Raw genomic sequence first — 16,542 nt, 5'->3', positions numbered from 1 at the left:
TGAACGAGCTCCTTGTCTACCGCTTCCTGACGGGCCTTGGACTCGGCGGCGCGATGCCCAATTGCGTTGACCAGCGAATACGCGCCGAAGCGGATGCGCGCGCTGCTCATCGCCATCATGTTCTGCGGCTTTCCGCTGGGCTCGACGATCGGCGGCGTGATCAGTGCGCCTCTGATCGGTGCGCTCGGCTGGCAAGCGGTCTTCGTCGTGGGCGGCGTGCTTCCCCTTGTCACCCTGATCGTGTTGATCATCTGGCTGCCCGAGTCGATCCGCTATCTGATGACGCGCAACGTTGCCGACGACCGGATCGCAGGCTTGCTCGTCAGGCTCGATCCGACCATCTCGCCTTCGTCGTCGAGCCGCTATGTCATGCATGGCTCGCAAACATCCGGCTTTCCGGTGACGAAGCTTTTCGGAGAAGGCCGCGCATCCATGACGGTGCTGCTCTGGATCGCGTTCTTCATGAACCTGCTCGTCATGTACTTCCTCGTGAACTGGATGCCCTCGCTGCTCAAGGCGAGCGGCCTGCCCCTCAACATCGCGATCCTCTCGACGGCCGTGTTGAACGCCGGAGGCGTCGTCGGCGCGATCGTTCTCGGGCGCTTCGTCGACCGGCTCGATCCGTATCTGGTGCTCGGCGGCGCCTATTCCGCCTCGGCGCTCTTCATTGCGGGTATCGCCTTCGGATCCGCCAGCGTGTGGACGCTGATGATCTCGACCTTCCTCGCCGGTTTTGGCGTGGTCGGCGCGCAGATCGGCATGAACGCGCTCGCGGCCAGCCTCTATCCGACTGAGATCCGGGCCACTGGCGTGGGTTGGGCGTTGGGCGTTGGGCGTGGGCCGCATCGGCTCGATCATCGGTCCGGTCGCAGGTGGTGTTCTGCTCGGCTTCGGGTGGAATGCGCAGTCCGTCGTTCTGGCGGCGGCAGCACCGGCCCTGTTGGCGGGCCTTGCCGTGATCGCGCTTCGCCGACGCGAGCCGGCGCTCAAGCTCACGCCGTCGGCCGCGACGCTTCATCACTAACAGCGAGACAGGCAAATGTCGCAACAAGCCATCATGGCGCCAACGGCCGACACGGCAGAGCGGCGCGCCTTCTATGACAAGATCGACAAGAGCAACCTGACGGCCCTGTGGCTCTCACTGGCCGATCTCGTAACACCCGAACCGCGAAGCGCGTGTCGCCCGGCATCCTGGCGCTTTGACGAGATCCGCGCATACATGCTCGAGGCCGGGAGCCTCATCACCGCCAAGGAGGCGGAGCGGAGGGTCCTGGTCCTCGAAAATCCCGGTCTTCGTGGCCAGTCGAAAATCACGACGGATCTCTATGCCGGCGTGCAACTCGTCATGCCGGGTGAGGTTGCGCCGGCCCACCGCCATACGCAATCCGCTCTGCGGTTCATCCTCGAAGGCGAGGGCGCCTACACGGCGGTGAACGGCGAACGTACCATCATGCACGAAGGCGATTTCATCATCACGCCGCCCTGGGCCTGGCACGATCATGGCAACCCCAGTTCCGATCCGGTGTTCTGGCTCGACGGTCTCGATATTCCCGTCATTCAGATGCTGGATGCATCCTTCGCCGAACATCTCGACGTTGACGAGCAGCCGATCACCCGCCCGGTCGGCGACAGCGACGCCCGCTATGGCCATAACCTGCTTCCCGTTGATCACAGGGGAGGCGGCGGCACCTCGCCGGTGTTCAACTATCCCTATGCGCGAACGCGCGAGTCGCTCGAGCGCTTGCGACGCGCCGCCGCCTGGGACGCATGCCACGGTCTCAAGATGCGCTACACCAACCCGATCACAGGCAATCACGCCATGGCCACCATGGCGACCTTCATCCAGCTCCTGCCGAAGGGTTTTGCGACCGCGGTCTACCGCTCGACGGACGCGACCGTGTTCGTGCCGATCGAGGGCAAGGGACGCAGCATCATCTCGTCGCGATCCGGCGAGGACATCGTGGTCGAATGGGGCAAGCGCGACATCTTCGTCGTCCCGTCCTGGCATCGCGTGCGTCACGAGGCGATCGACGGCGACGCCGTGATTTTCTCCTATTCCGATCGACCCATTCAGGAAGCCCTGCATCTTTTCCGAGAGGACCGCGGCAATGCCTAACACCAGCACCCACTCCGATTTCGTCCTGCCGCCGCCGCTTCATGCCTCGGTCGCGGTCCACAATGCCACAGCGCGCTTTCCGCTGCGCCGGATCATCTGCGTCGGCCGCAACTACGCGGCGCACGCGCGCGAGATGGGGCGCGATCCCGATCGCGAGCCGCCGTTCTTCTTCATGAAGCCTGCCGACACGGTCGTGGACGATGGTACGACGGTTCCCTATCCGCCTCTGACCAGCAACTTCCACTACGAGATCGAGCTGATCGTCGCGATCGGGCAGGGCGGCGCGGACATTCCCGTCGCGCGCGCGCTCGATCATGTCTGGGGCTACGGCGTCGGCATCGATCTGACGCGCCGCGATCTGCAGCTTCAGGCCCGTGAGCAGGGCCGTCCGTGGGACTGGGGCAAGGGTTTTGATCTGTCGGCGCCGATCGCCCCGTTGCGACCGGTCTCGGAGGTCGGCCATCCCTACGCCGGGCGCATCTGGCTCGCCGTCGACGGCGCGCTCAAGCAGGATTCCGACATCTCAAAGCTGATCTGGCCCGTGCCGGACATCATCTCGATCTGCTCGCAGTCGATGGCGCTCAAGCCCGGCGATATCATCATGACGGGCACGCCGGAAGGCGTCGGCCCCGTGCAGCGCGGCCAGGTGGTGACGGGAGGAATCGAGGGCCTGGGCGAAATCAGGATACCTGTAAAATAGGCCTTCTGAAGTCGGCAGGGCGGGCATTTCCGAAACGAGGTCGTACGTTGCTGCTTGGGAGGCGATGTTCGGTAGGGCGCAACAGAACGGCGCGTTGCGGGAACGGCTACGTGCCCGGAAACGTTTGATCTAGCTCAACAGTCGCTTTGTCGTTTCGGTGCCCGCTCACCGCCATCATATTCGCCCTGCTTTCCATTGGAGCAACGATGCGCACGATCCTGGTCGCACTGACGTTATTGGCAGCCGTCACCACCGCTCATGCGGCACACGATTATCCCTGGTGCGTCTTTGGCGGAGGGCTTGGCGCCTCAGGTGACTGTTCTTACCAGACAAGAGAGCAGTGCCTGGCTTCAGCTTCCGGCCGGTGGAACACGTACTGCGATATGAACAGGCACCATCTCTTCAAGCAGCGCGCATCGCATCCCAAGAAAGTCCACCAATATTGAGGAAGCCGTGGGACGCGTAACGGTTCAATGGCGCTGAGTAGGGCACTCTAAGGAGTAAGGGGCCACGGCAAGCCGCCGGTGGTTACAGCTGCAACATGGGTTCCCGATCGAACGGATCTATCTCTCCGGCAGCGGGATCGCAGACGCGAAGACCCGATCGGGATCGAAGCGACGCTTGAGGGCGCAGAGCCGGGCGCCATTGTCGCCATAAGCCGTCGCCGCCTGTTCGCGGTCATCCGGCCCCAACAGGTTGGCGTAGCCACCCGGCAAGGCGAACGGGGCGAGGCTCCTGCAAAGGTTCTGCGCCCATTGCCTGTGCTCCGCGCCGTTGCTTCCATCGGGCTCCCAACCGGCGATGATCTCCACCATGAAATGTTCCTGGCGCAAGCCGAAGGCGATCGCATCCGCCGGAATGCGCGTGGCCGCGCCGTGGAAGTGGTGAAAAGCGATGGCAGTGCGGGGCGACGTCTTGCGGGCGACTGCGCTAATGATCGTATCGATAGCGCCGGGCATGAGCGTGGGCAGCGAGCGCGTCCGGATCTCCCAGTGGCAGCCAGCCGCTTCGGCCACCCAGGCATCAAACGGGGCGAGCATGTCAGTATAGGTCATCGGCCCAAGCTGTGCGAATTGCGGCGCTCCAAGGGCCTGGAGGTCACCGATGATGCGTTCCCCTCGATGTTGGTCGCCGTTCCACAGCGGCGACAGCATGAGCGCGGGCTGGCCATCCGGACCGGATGTCATGATCGCTGACACACCGAGTTCGTCAGGCATGGTTTCCGCGAACGCCGCGTAGCGGCGCAGCACTGACTCGGCTTCGGTCCAGGGATAAACGATCGATCCCGCGAGCATGCGGCGCGCTCCATGCAACCGGATCCGCATGGAGGTGACAACGCCGAAGTTGCCGCCGCCGCCGCGTAGCGCCCAGTACAGCTCGGGCTCCGCATCCGGTCCGGTCGTTATGCGCCGCCCGTCCGCGAGCACCACCTCGGCACCCAGCAAATTATCCGCCGCCAGGCCGTACCGACCGTTCAGAGGGCCGTAGCCGCCGCCCAGGGTGAGGCCGGTGACGCCGACCTCACCGCAGTTGCCCAATGCCGCAACCAGACCGTAGAAACCCGCGGCGGCAGCCACGTCTTTGATCCTTGCGCCGCCGGAGACGGTCGCTGTTCGAGCGTGCGGATCCACGATGACTTGCCTCATCTTGCCGAGGTCGACGACGAGTCCGTTCGGGCATAAGGCGCGGCCCGCCCAGTCATGACCTCCGCCGCGTACCGACAGAGGAACTCCGTGCCGACGCGCACTCCGCACCGCCGCTTGCACGTCCGCGGACGTCTCACACACTGCAAATAACGCTGGCTGGTTCTCGACGGCGCCGTTCCATACCCGCCGCGTGCGGGCATAGTCGCCGTCGCCCCGTGCCACGATTCGTCCCTGCATCTTCGCACCCAGTTCCGCGGCTGGGTCGGAAGCGGTCGATTTGTTCATGACGTTCATTAATTCCTCCACTTGCGATTTCGAAAAAGGCCTACGCAGCCGCCATCGTGGACTTGACGCGGCTTGCCAGCTCGGGTGCGCGCAGCGCGCTTTGCGGCCTGCGGAGCCCCCGTACTTCGCAGACGATCCTGTCCGTCTCGTAATCCTCGGCTGCGAGCCGCATGAGCGCGCGCGCGTATTGCATCCTCGCTTCGAGGTCCGGCGGCCGCACACCGCGCGTCTGCGGATAAACGAGATCGTCCATCGCGACGGTCCATGGGGTTTCGAGAAGCGGCTGGATGTCGCGGACGTAGGCTTCCGCGAGGCCATCGAGCGGATCGGTGAGTCGGCAGCGCGACTCGAGCAGGGTCGCCAGAACGCAGCCCTCCTGCGCGGCGACGGACATCCCCTGGCCCTGGACCGGAGGGAAGCGGCAGATCGAATCCCCGAGCGGGATCAACCCGCGAGGGAAACGGTCGAGCTTGTCGAAAGCGCGCCGCACGCTGCACGGCATTCCGAACCGCTCGATGTTGCCGATCTGCTTCGCGCCGCGGATCGCATCGTAGACGGTGGGACGGCGGAGCGACTTGGCGAAAGCCATGAACCCGTCAATGTCGCCGGGCGCCGCCTCGCCGTGATTTACGCAAAGCGAGACGCTCCATCGTTGCCCCTCTATGGGCATGATGATCGCGAGGCGGCTGCTGGCCGGCGGCATCGGCACGTGCACCATGCCGAGCCAATCCGTCGGAGCGTCGTCGGGCTTTTCGAAGATGGCCGTCGCGTAGGCCTGATCGATGCCGATCTCGATCGCTGCCGGTTTCGCCGAGCCGATCGCTTCGAGCAAGCGAAGCGTTGGCGAAGCCCGCCCCGAGGCGTCGACGACCAGATCCGCAGCGAGGCCTCCCTCCCTCCCGCGCATGTCGTCAAAGCGCACTCCCGTCACCGCACGATTGTCGTGCGAGGCAATGACTTCTGTTACACGCGTGCGCGGCCTGAACTCGATATGCCCGATACGTTCGACCCGCCGACGACAGACGTGCTCGAGCGCGGCACGCGACATGCCGAATTGATCGAAGCCGAGGTCGCGCTGCGGGAAAGGATCGAAGCCCGGCGCTTCAAGGCGCATGTCGCGCCGAACGCGTATCCGAATGGCGCCAGCCTCGATGAGATCGTGCTCGATGCCAGGAAACAGAAATTCGAGTGCCCGGTGTCCGCCCGCGAGCAGCCCATGCGTGTGCCATGCCTGCGGCGTGCCGAAGCGAGGCGCTGGCACGTCCGGCAGCGCGTCACGATCGAACACCGTGACCTTTTCGAAGTACGGCGCGACAGCCTTTGCCGCAGCAAGACCTCCCATCCCCGCACCGATGACGACAGCTTGCTTGAGTATCGGATTTGACATGCGTAGGGCTCCCGATGGTTACGATGTCGGTCGCCACAAGCTTCGGCCGAGGCGAAGCTGAGCGAGCCGCCCGCAGGATGAGCGAGACGCGCTACGGAAGAATTTCAGGGACTGCGCATTGCGTTACAGCCGTAGCGAGGTGGTTCATGGCAACGAACGCACCGTCTGCAAGATGACTCACAGGCTCGGCTACAAGGCGCAACAACGTGCGCCCGGCAAAATCACATCGGGTCCGTTTGCGAAAGGAGATTTGAGCAACGCCATTGCTCCCAACGCAGCACGCGTCTTTCTGCCGGCGTCGCCATCGAGGCGGGGCCTCACATGGCCGGCGGGAAGAATTGGTCAAAAGCGCTCGACCGGCAGGGCAAAAACATAGCCGACGCCACGTTCGGTCCGGATCATGGGCGGTGCATTCGGATCAATCTCCAACTTGCGCCGTAGCCGCAGGACCTGAACATCGACACTCCGATCGAAGATATCTTCACGAACCCGCGTCGCATTCAGAAGATGCTCACGCGAAAGGGGGCGTTCAGGTGCTTCGAGGAACGCCAGCAACAGGGCATACTCGCCTTTGGTTAGCGAGACCGGTGTTTCGAGGGGGTCTACGAGACGTCGGCCATAGCGCTCAAGCCGCCAGCCATTGAACCTGTAGCCGCCGCCTTCCCGTACACGACTTTGCGCTGAACGCGACATTTCCCGGCGTCGCAGTATCGCGCGGGCACGTGCGAGCAATTCTCCGGGACTGGGCCTTACGATGTAGTCGTCGGCGCCAAGTTCGAGGCTGACGACAGAATCAACCTCGTCGGCGCGGTTGCCGGTGACGATGACTGGAACATCTGATTTCGACCGGATGGATCGCAGTCGATCCAGCCCGTCATGCAGGCCGTTTGGCTGGTCCATGATGATCAAGCTGGGAAGCGTTCGGGTGCAGTTCAGCTCGCTCCAGTCGGACGAGCAGCTGGTGCGGAAATTGTGGTCGGAAAAGTAGCTGCTCACCGCCTGCCGCATCAATGGATCATTGTTGACGATCAGGACATAGCCTGTCGCTCCGATCTCCTGGTTCATGTCTTTTCCCGTCAGTCATCAGGCGCACTTCCGATCTCATCGCCCCCAAATCGACGGCCGGAATTCTTCGCCCCGGGTCACCCGGACGTCGATTTAGGACTGTGAGCTGCTTCATATTTCACGACGCGTTGATCGCAGTCGATGGCGGGTTCCCGCTTGGCGCCAAGTTCCGGCTTTCAAGTTCCGGCTTCAAGTTCCGGCTTGATACGGATGTTGAAGCGCCTCGCCTGACATTTCGCAGCGTCGGCATTTTCTCGCGTCACCACGCCGACGCTGGGCACGGCGCGACTTCCGGGTTTTCAAATTGGTCGAGCGCTCGATCTCACTGGTGTGATGGCGACGCCGGAGATCGCGAGCAGCCCACCGACCATCAACTTTGGGGTCACGCGGTCGTCGAGGATCATGGCGCCGCGCCGGAGGTCGATGCCAGGCGTCTCCGACGTCAGCCGCCAAACCCTCGCCGAATTGTGAAGGATGTCACAAGTCTTCGGGTAATCCCATGCTAGGCCTCGTCCGCTGGGGGCGGCGTATTTGTTTCTGAACGTGTCAATCGTCCCGGCAGGGCCGTTTCGGCAAGGCTTCAAATTTCTGCAAATTCCAAAGCTCTGCAAATTTAATGGGGGCGTTCGCCGGCGCGCTTGCGCAAACGGGGTCTCGGGTTCAGATTGAACGCCGGAAGCCGTGTCCTGCAGGCATGCGCGCTTGAGCAGCAGTCCCATGGGCACGAGGGGGTGCACATGCCGCGGTCTGAATCCCGGTCGAGCTGGGCGGTCGTCGCCAAGGCCGCCACGACGCTGACGCTGAAACTTGCACTGATACCTGCGCTCATGCCCGCGGCGGCATTCGCGGCCGACGCGCCTGATCCGTTCGCGTCCAATTTCGGCGTCTACCCGCCAGCGGACTCCAACCCGCCGCCGTTCGAGGGACCCTACAAGTTCCGCAAGCTGAGCCACGACTATCCGGCGCAGCCGCCCGAGCGGTCGTGGCGCGACGTCAAGCCGAAGGGCCCCATCACCGTTGCCAACGCCGCCGACTACATGGCGCGGCTGAAGGACTATGTCGCGCCGTCGCTGCGCAAGATGATCGAGGCGCCCGCGCAATGGGATCCGGCCTCGAACGGCTGGTACGACATGCCCTGGATGGGGCCGGCCGACGCGCCCGGCGACTATGACAGCGGACGTGATCCGATCCTCGGTGCCTTCACCGGGCAGATCATCCTTGGCGCGAGCGAGACCAACAGCGGGCTCAAGAGCGACACCGAAAACCACACCATCGTCTACTACGACCGCATGGCGGCGACGATGCTGAGCAAGATCTGGAAGGACGTGGGCGTCCCCGATATCACTGCCGCGAGCTTCCCCGAGGGCGGGCTCGTAGTGAAGGCGGGCGGCGTGGCGGCGACGCCGGCCGACTGGCCGGTGGTCGATGGCGCCGCGATCTGGCGCGTGTATCGGCCGCCGCTCAAGGAGATCCTCGACCATCGCCTGCACGGCTCGAACGCGCCCTACACGTTGCAAGTGACGGACCTGCGCGTGATGCAGTTCGACATCATCGTCAAGGACACCGACGCGGCGCCGGAGACGGGCTGGGTGTTTGCGACCTTCGTTTACGACAAGGATGTGCCCAAGGGCACGGGCGCCTGGGACCAGCTGGTGCCGCTCGGCGCCACCTGGGGCAATGATCCGCAATTCGATCATTATCCGGAAGGTCATCCGCCCGGCACGGCGCTCACGCAGTTCTGGCGCAATCCGAAGGCGCCTGCCTACACCGAGGCCACCCTCGGATGGGGCGGGCGCATGTCGGGCCCGATCGACATCGCCCAGCGCCACGGCGTGATCCTGGTGGAGGGCGTGCAGCGCGGCCAGCTCAAGACCGACGCCGATTGCGACTCGCCGGACGTCAAGCATACCGATGTCTCCGGCGGCTTCCATGCGTCCGCCTGCCTGAGCTGCCATGGCACCGCCCAAAGTCTGGTCCCGGCGCGGATGTATCCCTCGCCGATCATTGCGTCGCTGCCGCCGGACGGAAAGCCGTTCTGCCTCTACACACCGGGCGGCCCGCAATGGGCGCAGTGGTATCAGAACCGTCCGGGCAACCAGCCGCAGAATCTGTTGCCCGCGCTGCTGCTTCCCGCGGCCGTCTCTACTGCGAGCATGACGGCGCTGCCGTTCGTGCGTTTCGCGCCCAATCCCGCAAAGCCGGTCGATCCGCAGGCGGTTCACCGCGCCCTCACGCAGATGCCACGGGGGCTCGACTATGACATGCTCCTGATGTTCGCCATCGGCACCGCGCAGGCGAGCAGCCAGGGTTTTACCCTGCTGCCGAAGCGGACACCGGTCCATTGACCGCCTTCTGCACCCAGTGCGGCACGCCGCTCGGCGAGGGCGTCAAGTTCTGCGGCGCCTGCGGCGCGCGGATTGCCGAGGCGAAGCCGGTGACGGTCCGGCTTGCGCTTGGCGAACGCCGCAGCATGACCGTGCTGTTCGCCGATCTCGTCGGCTCGACCCAGATGATCGACGGGCGCGATCCCGAAGAGCTGCTCGACGGCCTCGCCGCCTATCGCATGGCCATCCGCGAGACCGTCGACGGCTTCGGCGGTTTCATCCTGCATCATCTCGGCGACGGCGTGGTGGTCTGCTTCGGCTACCCGATCGCCAATGAGGACGCCGCCGAGCGTGCGGTTCGCGCCGGTCTTGCCATCGTCGACAAGGTCGCGCGGCTTGCGCCTGCGGTCGCCGGCACGCCGCTTCAGGTCCGCGTCGGCATCGCCACCGGTGTGATCGTCGGGCAGGGCAATGCGGCCACCGCACGCATCGAGGACAATTTCACCGGCGCGGCGCTCAACATTGCCGGACGGTTGCAGTCGCTGGCTGCGCCGGGCGAGGTCATCATGGCGCAGTCGACCGCGCGCCTGGTCGAGGGTGTGTTCGAGGCTCGCGCGCTCGGGCCGCAAACGCTGAAGGGGTTCGCCGAGCCGATCGCGGCGTTCGTGCCCACCGGGATTCGCGCCGGCCGCAGCCGCTTCGAGCGGCGGCTCGATATCGCCCGCGCTCCGCTCATCAATCGCCATGTCGAGCGCGATGCGCTTCGGCGCCTGTTCGACGCGGCGTGCGGGGGATCGGCGCAGTTCATCAATCTCGTCGGCGAAGCCGGCATCGGCAAGTCGCGCCTTGCGCACGTGCTGGACGAGACCGCGCCGGAGGCCGCGTTCCAGACCGTCAATTTGCAATGCAATGCCGCGCTCGCCAACACCGTGCTGCATCCCCACATCGATCTGCTGCAGCGTCAGTGCGGCATCGCGGCCCATGACGAAGACGGCGTGCGGCTCCACAAGCTGCGCGTGTTTCTCGACGGCCGGCCGGTGGCCGATCCCGAAGCGCCGGCGCTGCTCGCGAGCCTGCTCGGCATCGCCGGCGAGGACGTGCCCCCCGTCCGCATGAGCCCGCCCGAGCAGCGCGCGCGCACGCTCGCGATCCTGCAGGAGCTCATGGTCGCGCAAGCGCGTGAGAAGCCGCTGGTCGTCGTCTATGAGGATCTGCACTGGGCCGATCCCACCTCGCTCGATTTCCTCTCCGGCTTCGTCGAGGCAAACCCCGCCGCACCCCTGATGATGATCGCGACCACGCGACCCGGATCACGGCTCGAATGGGCCGCGCGCGAGAGCGTGACCACCCTCGCGGTCGACCGGTTGACGGCGGACGATTCTTCCCGTTTTGCCGAAGCGATCGGGCGCGACATCGGGCTGTCGCCCACCGACGTGTCGCGCATCGTCGCGAAGACCGACGGCGTGCCGCTGTTCGTCGAAGAGATGACGCGCATGATGCTGGAGTCGCCGGATCGTATCCGCCGCGGCGATCTGCCCGAAACCCTTTCCGACCTGTTGACCGAGCGCCTTGATCGACTCGGCCCGGCCCGGCGCGTGATCCAGGTCTGCGCCGTGATCGGGCGCGAGTTCGCGCCCGCGTTGCTCGCCGCGGTGACGGAGCAGTCCCTTGACGAGCTCGACGGGCCCCTGCAGGCAATCCTCGCCTCCGGCCTGGTCGGCCAGGGGCCGGGCGAGAACCTCAGTTTCAAGCATGCGCTGATCCAGGATGCCGCCTACGCCTCGCTGCTCGCGCGGCCGCGGCGCGAGCTGCACGAACGTGTCGCGCAGCGACTGATCTCGGACTTCACTGAGATCGCCGAGCGCGAGCCGGAGATTGTCGCCCGTCATTTCACCCTCGGCGGCAAGCCGCATGCGGCCGCCGGATGGTGGCTGCGCGCGGGCGGCGCCGCGATCGGGCGCGGCAGCGCGCAGGAGGCGGCGGCGTTGTTGCAGGCCGGTCTCGATGCGCTCGCCGACCAGCCCGATGACGAGGCGCGCAGGCGCGAGGAGCTCGGCCTGCTCGCCGTGCTCGGCCCGGCCCAGATGGTGATGAAGGGCCCCGGCAGTCCCGACTTCGGCGCCGTGCAGCGGCGCGCCTACGACACCTGCCGCGCGCTGCCCGACACGCCGTCCTTGTTTCGCATCACCTATGGCCTTGCGCTGTATCACTGGGGCAAGGCCGAATTTGCAACCGCGCTGCCGCTCGCCGAAGCGCTCGATGCGATGAAGGCCCGAGACCCCAGCGAAGAGCACACGCTCGCGGCCGGCAACATGAACGGCATGATCCGGCTGCATCTCGGCGACGCGATGGAAGCGCGCAAACGCCTGAGCGAGACGGTCGGGCTCTACCGGCCGGAGCGCCACGCGCCGCTCTATCCGCACTACATGATGGATTTCGGCGTATTCGGCCGCTTCTATCTCGGCATCGCCTGCGCGATGACGGGCGTGGGCGAGGCCGGCGCGGCTCATGCACGGGACGCGGTGCCGCTTGCGGAAGCGCTCGGCCAACCGCATTCACGCGGCTTTTCCATGCTCGCCAATTTCATCGTCGCGATGCTGCGCGACGACGTCGCGACCGCCCGCGACTGGGCGACGCGCTGCCGCCCGTTCTGCGTCGAGATGGGCTTTCCGGAATTCGTCGCCTTCGCCGACGTCGCGCTCGGCTGGGCCGACATTCAGGACGGCGCGGTGGAGAGCGGCCTTGCGCGCCTCGACGAGGGCATCGCCGCCTGGAAGGCCACTGGCTTCGAGACCTGGCAGACCTGGTTCGGTGCGCTCCGCGCGCAGGCGCTGATCGAGCTCGGTCGCCACGACGAAGCCCGCGCTGAGGTCGCCGAACAGGAGCGTCGCGCCGCGCAAAACGGCGAGCGCCTGTTTGCGCAGTATTTGGCGGAGGCCGTGCCGTCGTCGGCGTGAATGGCTGGGGCGTATTGCCAATGCCTCCGTCGCCCGGCCCGGCAGACGGCGCCAAGCGCGCTTGAGGCATGATCGCCACAGCGGCGCGCAACGCCCTTTCGTCGCCTTTGTCGGAGATCGTCGGTCAGGCGGCGCGGTTGCCAACGCAGGGGTGTACGATTACGTTTTGAAGCAGGCTTTCCCAAACGTTCCTGCGAATGGCCGTACGTTCATGCCAAAATTCCTTCGCATCGGAGTCCATCAGTCGAACGTTTCCGGATACACGTCGAAGGCGTGGTGTGTTCGGCGCGTTGGCTCGGCGGTTTTCCTGAAGTGGGGCGCCGTGGAAGTCCATGGCGCCGGAGACGGGCGGAAGGTTTACTGGACGCTTGCGCCGAGAGAGAAAACAGTTCGTTGCGGCACGGCGCAGCGTGCCCAGGACTATGCAAAAGCCGCGATCGCGCGGCGCCGCAACCATCGTTACGAACCGCTGGCCGGGCCGATTGCGCTCCGGCGCAGATCCGTCGAGCGCGGCACCGAGCTCAAACAGGCGCTCGCCACGATCCTGATCGTCGATATCGTCCGCTCCACCGAAAAGGCTGCAAAGCTCGGCGATGCGCGTTGGACAAAGGTGATGGGCCACTATTACGCGGCCGTGCGCAAAGAGCTGAAGACGGCGCGCGGAAAGGAGGTCGTGACGACGGGGGACGGAGTGCTGGCGACGTTCAAGGCGCCGGCTGCCGGGGTCAATTGCGCGACAGCGATCCAAAAGGCCGTGCGCACGCTCGGGCTCGAGATCAGGGTAGGGCTGCATGCGGGCGAGTACACGGTGAGCGGGGGCGAAATGGTCGGTCTTGCCTTTCACATCGGCACGCGCATCGCCGCGAAAGCGCGCGCCGGTGAAGTCCTGGTCTCGAGCGCGGTCAAGGACCTGCTCGCGTCGCACGCGCAAATCCGCTTCAGGGATCACGGCGTTCACCAGCTCAAAGGCGTGCCCGAGCGATGGCGGCTGTTCCGGGTCGAAGATTAAGGGGCCTTCGGGAGGGGCGCTGGGAATTACGGTGCACTTAATTCGTGCGCCTTCGAACCTGCGAAAGCGGCGGGGTTATTGAGTGCATTGTCACCGTGCTCCTTACCGAACTCTTCAAAAGTTGAGGAGCGTGTCGATGATGGATGTCCAGACCGCATGCGCGAGCGATAAGCGGACAGTCGCCGCCCACGCGCTTCCAGCGTGATATGATCATCCGAAGAACATAGTTTGATCGTTGATGCTGCGATGCATGATTGGATCAGTGACAAATGCTTCGTTCTGTAGCCAGAGCGCTGTTGGGAGGAGCCCTATTTATCGGGCCGATGCCTTGCCTTCTTGCGCAAGAAGCTCCGATGTACCCTCCAATCTCCGGATCTGGATCTCCTGGCGGTCCTGTTTATCCACTCAAAGCAAGCCGCAACAACCGCTATCTCGTCGACCAGAAAAACACTCCGTTCCTGATGGTCGGAGACTCCCCACAACAATTGATCACCAGTTTGTCGCAGAGCGAGGCGGCGGCTTTTATGGTCAATCGTCGGAGCTATGGCATCAACACGCTTTGGATCAACCTGCTTTGCATTTTCACTGAAGCGAGTTGCAACATAGAGGCAAAGACGTTTGATGGAATTGCACCTTTTCTGGTTCCGGGCGACCTTGCAACACCAAATCCGGCGTACTTTCAGCGGGTCGACGATATGCTCCGCATTGCGGCGGATCACGGCACGGTCGTACTCCTGGACCCCATCGAGACGATCAGCTGGCTGGATTTCCTCCGAAAGAACGGCAAGTCCAAAGCATTCGCGTACGGGCAATATTTGGGAAGTCGCTACAAGGATTTTCCCAACCTTGTCTGGATGCATGGTAACGACCTGCAGTCATGGCAAAATGCTGCCGACGACGATTTAGTGAAGGCCGTCGCACGCGGGATCAGAAGCATCGATAAAAACCACATCCATACGGTCGAGCTCAACTATACGACCAGCGGTTCTCTGGACGACGATTCATGGGCGCCCCTCATCGAGCTCGATGCGGCATACACCTACTTTCCCACCTATGCGCAGGTTCTAACTGAATACAATCGCGCGAACTTCAAGCCCGTCTTCATGGTGGAAGCCAACTACGAGTTCGAGGGGCAACTCACTGGTGACAGTTCTACGCGAAACTTGCGACAACAAGAGTATTGGTCGATGCTCAGCGGCGCCGCGGGACAGCTTTATGGCAGCGCCCACTCCTGGCAGCTTCGGAAGGGATGGGAAGCCAAGCTGGATACGTCGGGCGTAATCCAGCTAAGCCACATGGAAAAGCTTTTCGCCTCGCGAAGATGGTATGATCTGGTGCCCGATCAAACCCACGCAGTCGTGACTGCTGGCTATGACTACTTTTCGTGTGCTGTCGGAAAATTCATGGCGTACGCTGGCCATGACCAAGACTCGCTGATGTCAAGGGCGCTCGGTCGTTTCCGAAAGTATTGGGGCATTGGATACATCACAAGCAACACTTGCGCGACGGCTGCCCGAACACCCAATGGCTCGCTGGTGATCGTTTACATGCCATCAATTCGGACCATCACGGTCGACATGTCCAGGCTCGCGGGCACGGCGACGGCTCGCTGGTACGATCCCACGAGTGGAGAGTACACGGACGTGACGGGATCTCCTTTCGCCAATGAGGGGAGCAGGCGGTTCACTCCTTCGGGAGTCAACAAATCTGGTGAAGGCGACTGGGTCTTGGTGCTCGAAGCGTCGCCTCCGCCCTGAGGGGCAATTGCCAAGTCTTCTTCTTCTGCCGCGGCCACGACTTGCGGCCTTTGGGCTTACTACTGGCCGCTCAAGGGCAACGTCGCCTTTGGGGGCAGACTCGGAATAACTCGCTTTGAGCGCAACGAGTCCGGTTTACGTCAATCAGCCGACAGGGGGCCAAAGCGTGCGAAGCGGGCCGATAGGCGATATCCCGATGCTCCTTGATTTGGCTCAATAACCCTCGTCGGTGTCGGCCTAGCGTGCACCGCTCGGGTGGGGACACGCGGGGGTGCCCGTCATGTCCGAGAGTACCGCAAATCGGTTCCGCTGGAAGGCCGAGGAATGCTGCAAATCTGCGAGGCAGGCAGACGATCCGATCGATAAGGAAGCTTGGCTGCAACTCGCCAGCGAATGGCTGAAGTTGGCCAAGGATGCCGCCTTGCGCCAAGGTGACTTTGAGAGCTTGAGCGATCTAGCGAGTCAACTCGACATGCTGATCGAGGAGACTGAGGATAAGGGCCCCCGCGGTGAGCAATGAGTAGGGCCATCTCGGTTCTCCCTTGAACGCGAGATGGTCGTCGAGTGCGCGAGCAATTGCCTGCCTGACCATGACCAAGGCGCTCACTGACCTAGGTCGGTGCTTTTCGGGAGGTTCTCATGGACGATCTGACTGCCGCATCTGTCGCGTCCCTGGATATTGACGCCTCACCTACCAAGCGCGCGGCGCTATTGGTCTTGGTATCCGTTTTTGCACTCATCGCTTCCGCCAACGCAAAGGCTGACGAACAGCTGTTGTCATGCTGGGGAACAGTTGAAGTGATCCATCAAGGCAAACAGGTCAACCGAGTAGGCGAGAGGTCTTCCATTGCGGTCGCTGTTGATATTGGCAAACAGACTTTGATGATAAATGACGTGAAATGGACGATGTCCGGAGATTTGTCGGGGGTAACGGTCGCTTCAACGGATCCGGACAAAGGCGGCGTCACGCTCAACCGCGTAACCGGTGCGTTGATTGCTCAGTTCATTGAACGCGATGGTCTCAAGAAATTCAATGGCGAGTGCAAACCAGCGCAGAGACTGTTTTGAAAGGGGCGGCCCGCCAATGCCGCGCGTTCGAAGCGGCGGAACGCATTCGGCACCGGGCAAGAACCTAGGGTTGGTTGTTTCGTTGGTGGAGGAAAAGGCGAAGCGCGAGAAGCCGCCCCAAATCCTTGTGAGCAGCCTGAGACATAGGTGACGGTACGTACCGGACACATGGGTTACACTTTCCGCTTTTGTTCTGCGGGAGGTGTGGATGCCGTGGAAAGCGAGTTC

The 16,542-nt window shown here is 63.7% G+C and carries 13 protein-coding genes; 10 read left to right on the top strand and 3 right to left on the bottom strand.

Annotated elements, in window-relative coordinates; translation table 11 throughout:
* Positions 1–36 precede the first annotated feature (36 nt).
* The 4 genes from SO180_RS39280 to SO180_RS39265 all read left to right on the top strand — a co-directional run bounded on the left by SO180_RS39280 (position 37) and on the right by SO180_RS39265 (position 3,262).
* Positions 37–1,101, top strand: coding sequence for an MFS transporter (locus tag SO180_RS39280; RefSeq protein ID WP_449384152.1), 1,065 nt, complete (start codon positions 37–39; stop codon positions 1,099–1,101).
* Positions 1,058–2,116 carry a gentisate 1,2-dioxygenase gene (gene gtdA / locus SO180_RS39275; protein ID WP_449384153.1) on the top strand — a complete coding sequence of 353 codons (1,059 nt, stop codon included), beginning with the start codon at positions 1,058–1,060 and terminating at the stop codon, positions 2,114–2,116. Before SO180_RS39280 ends, gtdA begins: the two co-directional genes overlap by 44 nt.
* Positions 2,109–2,816: a fumarylacetoacetate hydrolase family protein gene (locus SO180_RS39270; protein WP_449384151.1), complete on the top strand. Its 708-nt coding sequence runs from the start codon at positions 2,109–2,111 to the stop codon at positions 2,814–2,816. The genes gtdA and SO180_RS39270 overlap by 8 nt, the downstream gene beginning before the upstream one ends.
* Positions 2,817–3,022: 206 nt before the next feature.
* The gene (locus tag SO180_RS39265; RefSeq protein WP_449384150.1) at positions 3,023–3,262 is read left to right on the top strand and encodes a DUF3551 domain-containing protein; all 240 of its coding nucleotides are present in this window, start codon (positions 3,023–3,025) and stop codon (positions 3,260–3,262) included.
* Between the two features lie 117 nt (positions 3,263–3,379).
* On the opposite strand, the gene SO180_RS39260 is transcribed toward SO180_RS39265, so the two are convergent.
* The 3 genes from SO180_RS39260 to SO180_RS39250 form a co-directional block, all read right to left on the bottom strand.
* Entirely contained in the window at positions 3,380–4,756 is a 1,377-nt protein-coding gene (locus SO180_RS39260) for an FAD-binding oxidoreductase (protein WP_449384149.1), read from the bottom strand.
* Between the two features lie 31 nt (positions 4,757–4,787).
* Complete coding sequence (locus SO180_RS39255) at positions 4,788–6,134, bottom strand: FAD-dependent monooxygenase family protein (RefSeq protein WP_449384148.1); 1,347 nt, start codon at positions 6,132–6,134, stop codon at positions 4,788–4,790.
* A gap of 342 nt (positions 6,135–6,476) precedes the next feature.
* Positions 6,477–7,199, bottom strand: coding sequence for a winged helix-turn-helix domain-containing protein (locus SO180_RS39250; protein ID WP_449384147.1), 723 nt, complete (start codon positions 7,197–7,199; stop codon positions 6,477–6,479).
* Positions 7,200–7,936: 737 nt separating this feature from the next.
* Here SO180_RS39250 and SO180_RS39245 point away from each other — a divergent pair.
* The 6 genes from SO180_RS39245 (at position 7,937) to SO180_RS39220 (ending at position 16,314) form a co-directional block, all read left to right on the top strand.
* Positions 7,937–9,544, top strand: a complete 1,608-nt coding sequence (locus SO180_RS39245) for a hypothetical protein (protein WP_449384146.1) — start codon at positions 7,937–7,939, stop codon at positions 9,542–9,544.
* Positions 9,541–12,480 (top strand): AAA family ATPase, encoded by a 2,940-nt coding sequence (locus SO180_RS39240; protein ID WP_449384145.1) that lies wholly within the window; start codon positions 9,541–9,543, stop codon positions 12,478–12,480. Before SO180_RS39245 ends, SO180_RS39240 begins: the two co-directional genes overlap by 4 nt.
* Positions 12,481–12,691: 211 nt before the next feature.
* A complete protein-coding gene (locus tag SO180_RS39235; protein ID WP_449384144.1) occupies positions 12,692–13,489 on the top strand; it encodes an adenylate/guanylate cyclase domain-containing protein in 798 nt (265 codons plus the stop codon).
* Between the two features lie 269 nt (positions 13,490–13,758).
* A complete protein-coding gene (locus tag SO180_RS39230; RefSeq protein ID WP_449384143.1) occupies positions 13,759–15,246 on the top strand; it encodes an apiosidase-like domain-containing protein in 1,488 nt (495 codons plus the stop codon).
* A gap of 280 nt (positions 15,247–15,526) precedes the next feature.
* On the top strand, positions 15,527–15,766 hold the full coding sequence (locus SO180_RS39225; RefSeq protein ID WP_449384142.1) for a hypothetical protein: 240 nt from the start codon (positions 15,527–15,529) through the stop codon (positions 15,764–15,766).
* Positions 15,767–15,885: 119 nt separating this feature from the next.
* Positions 15,886–16,314: a hypothetical protein gene (locus SO180_RS39220; protein WP_449384141.1), complete on the top strand. Its 429-nt coding sequence runs from the start codon at positions 15,886–15,888 to the stop codon at positions 16,312–16,314.
* Positions 16,315–16,542: the final 228 nt, after the last annotated feature.

It is taken from the genome of Bradyrhizobium sp. UFLA05-112 (assembly GCF_053572325.1).
This window is presented reverse-complemented; position numbering and strand designations above follow the sequence as displayed.

Coding starts and splice junctions, on each gene's coding strand:
- gtdA (WP_449384153.1), top strand. CDS start 1,058: ATGGCGCCAACGGCCGACACGGCAGAGCGGCGCGCCTTCTATGACAAG.
- SO180_RS39270 (WP_449384151.1), top strand. CDS start 2,109: ATGCCTAACACCAGCACCCACTCCGATTTCGTCCTGCCGCCGCCGCTT.
- SO180_RS39265 (WP_449384150.1), top strand. CDS start 3,023: ATGCGCACGATCCTGGTCGCACTGACGTTATTGGCAGCCGTCACCACC.
- SO180_RS39260 (WP_449384149.1), bottom strand. CDS start 4,756: ATGAACGTCATGAACAAATCGACCGCTTCCGACCCAGCCGCGGAACTG.
- SO180_RS39255 (WP_449384148.1), bottom strand. CDS start 6,134: ATGTCAAATCCGATACTCAAGCAAGCTGTCGTCATCGGTGCGGGGATG.
- SO180_RS39250 (WP_449384147.1), bottom strand. CDS start 7,199: ATGAACCAGGAGATCGGAGCGACAGGCTATGTCCTGATCGTCAACAAT.
- SO180_RS39245 (WP_449384146.1), top strand. CDS start 7,937: ATGCCGCGGTCTGAATCCCGGTCGAGCTGGGCGGTCGTCGCCAAGGCC.
- SO180_RS39235 (WP_449384144.1), top strand. CDS start 12,692: ATGCCAAAATTCCTTCGCATCGGAGTCCATCAGTCGAACGTTTCCGGA.
- SO180_RS39230 (WP_449384143.1), top strand. CDS start 13,759: ATGCTTCGTTCTGTAGCCAGAGCGCTGTTGGGAGGAGCCCTATTTATC.
- SO180_RS39225 (WP_449384142.1), top strand. CDS start 15,527: ATGTCCGAGAGTACCGCAAATCGGTTCCGCTGGAAGGCCGAGGAATGC.
- SO180_RS39220 (WP_449384141.1), top strand. CDS start 15,886: ATGGACGATCTGACTGCCGCATCTGTCGCGTCCCTGGATATTGACGCC.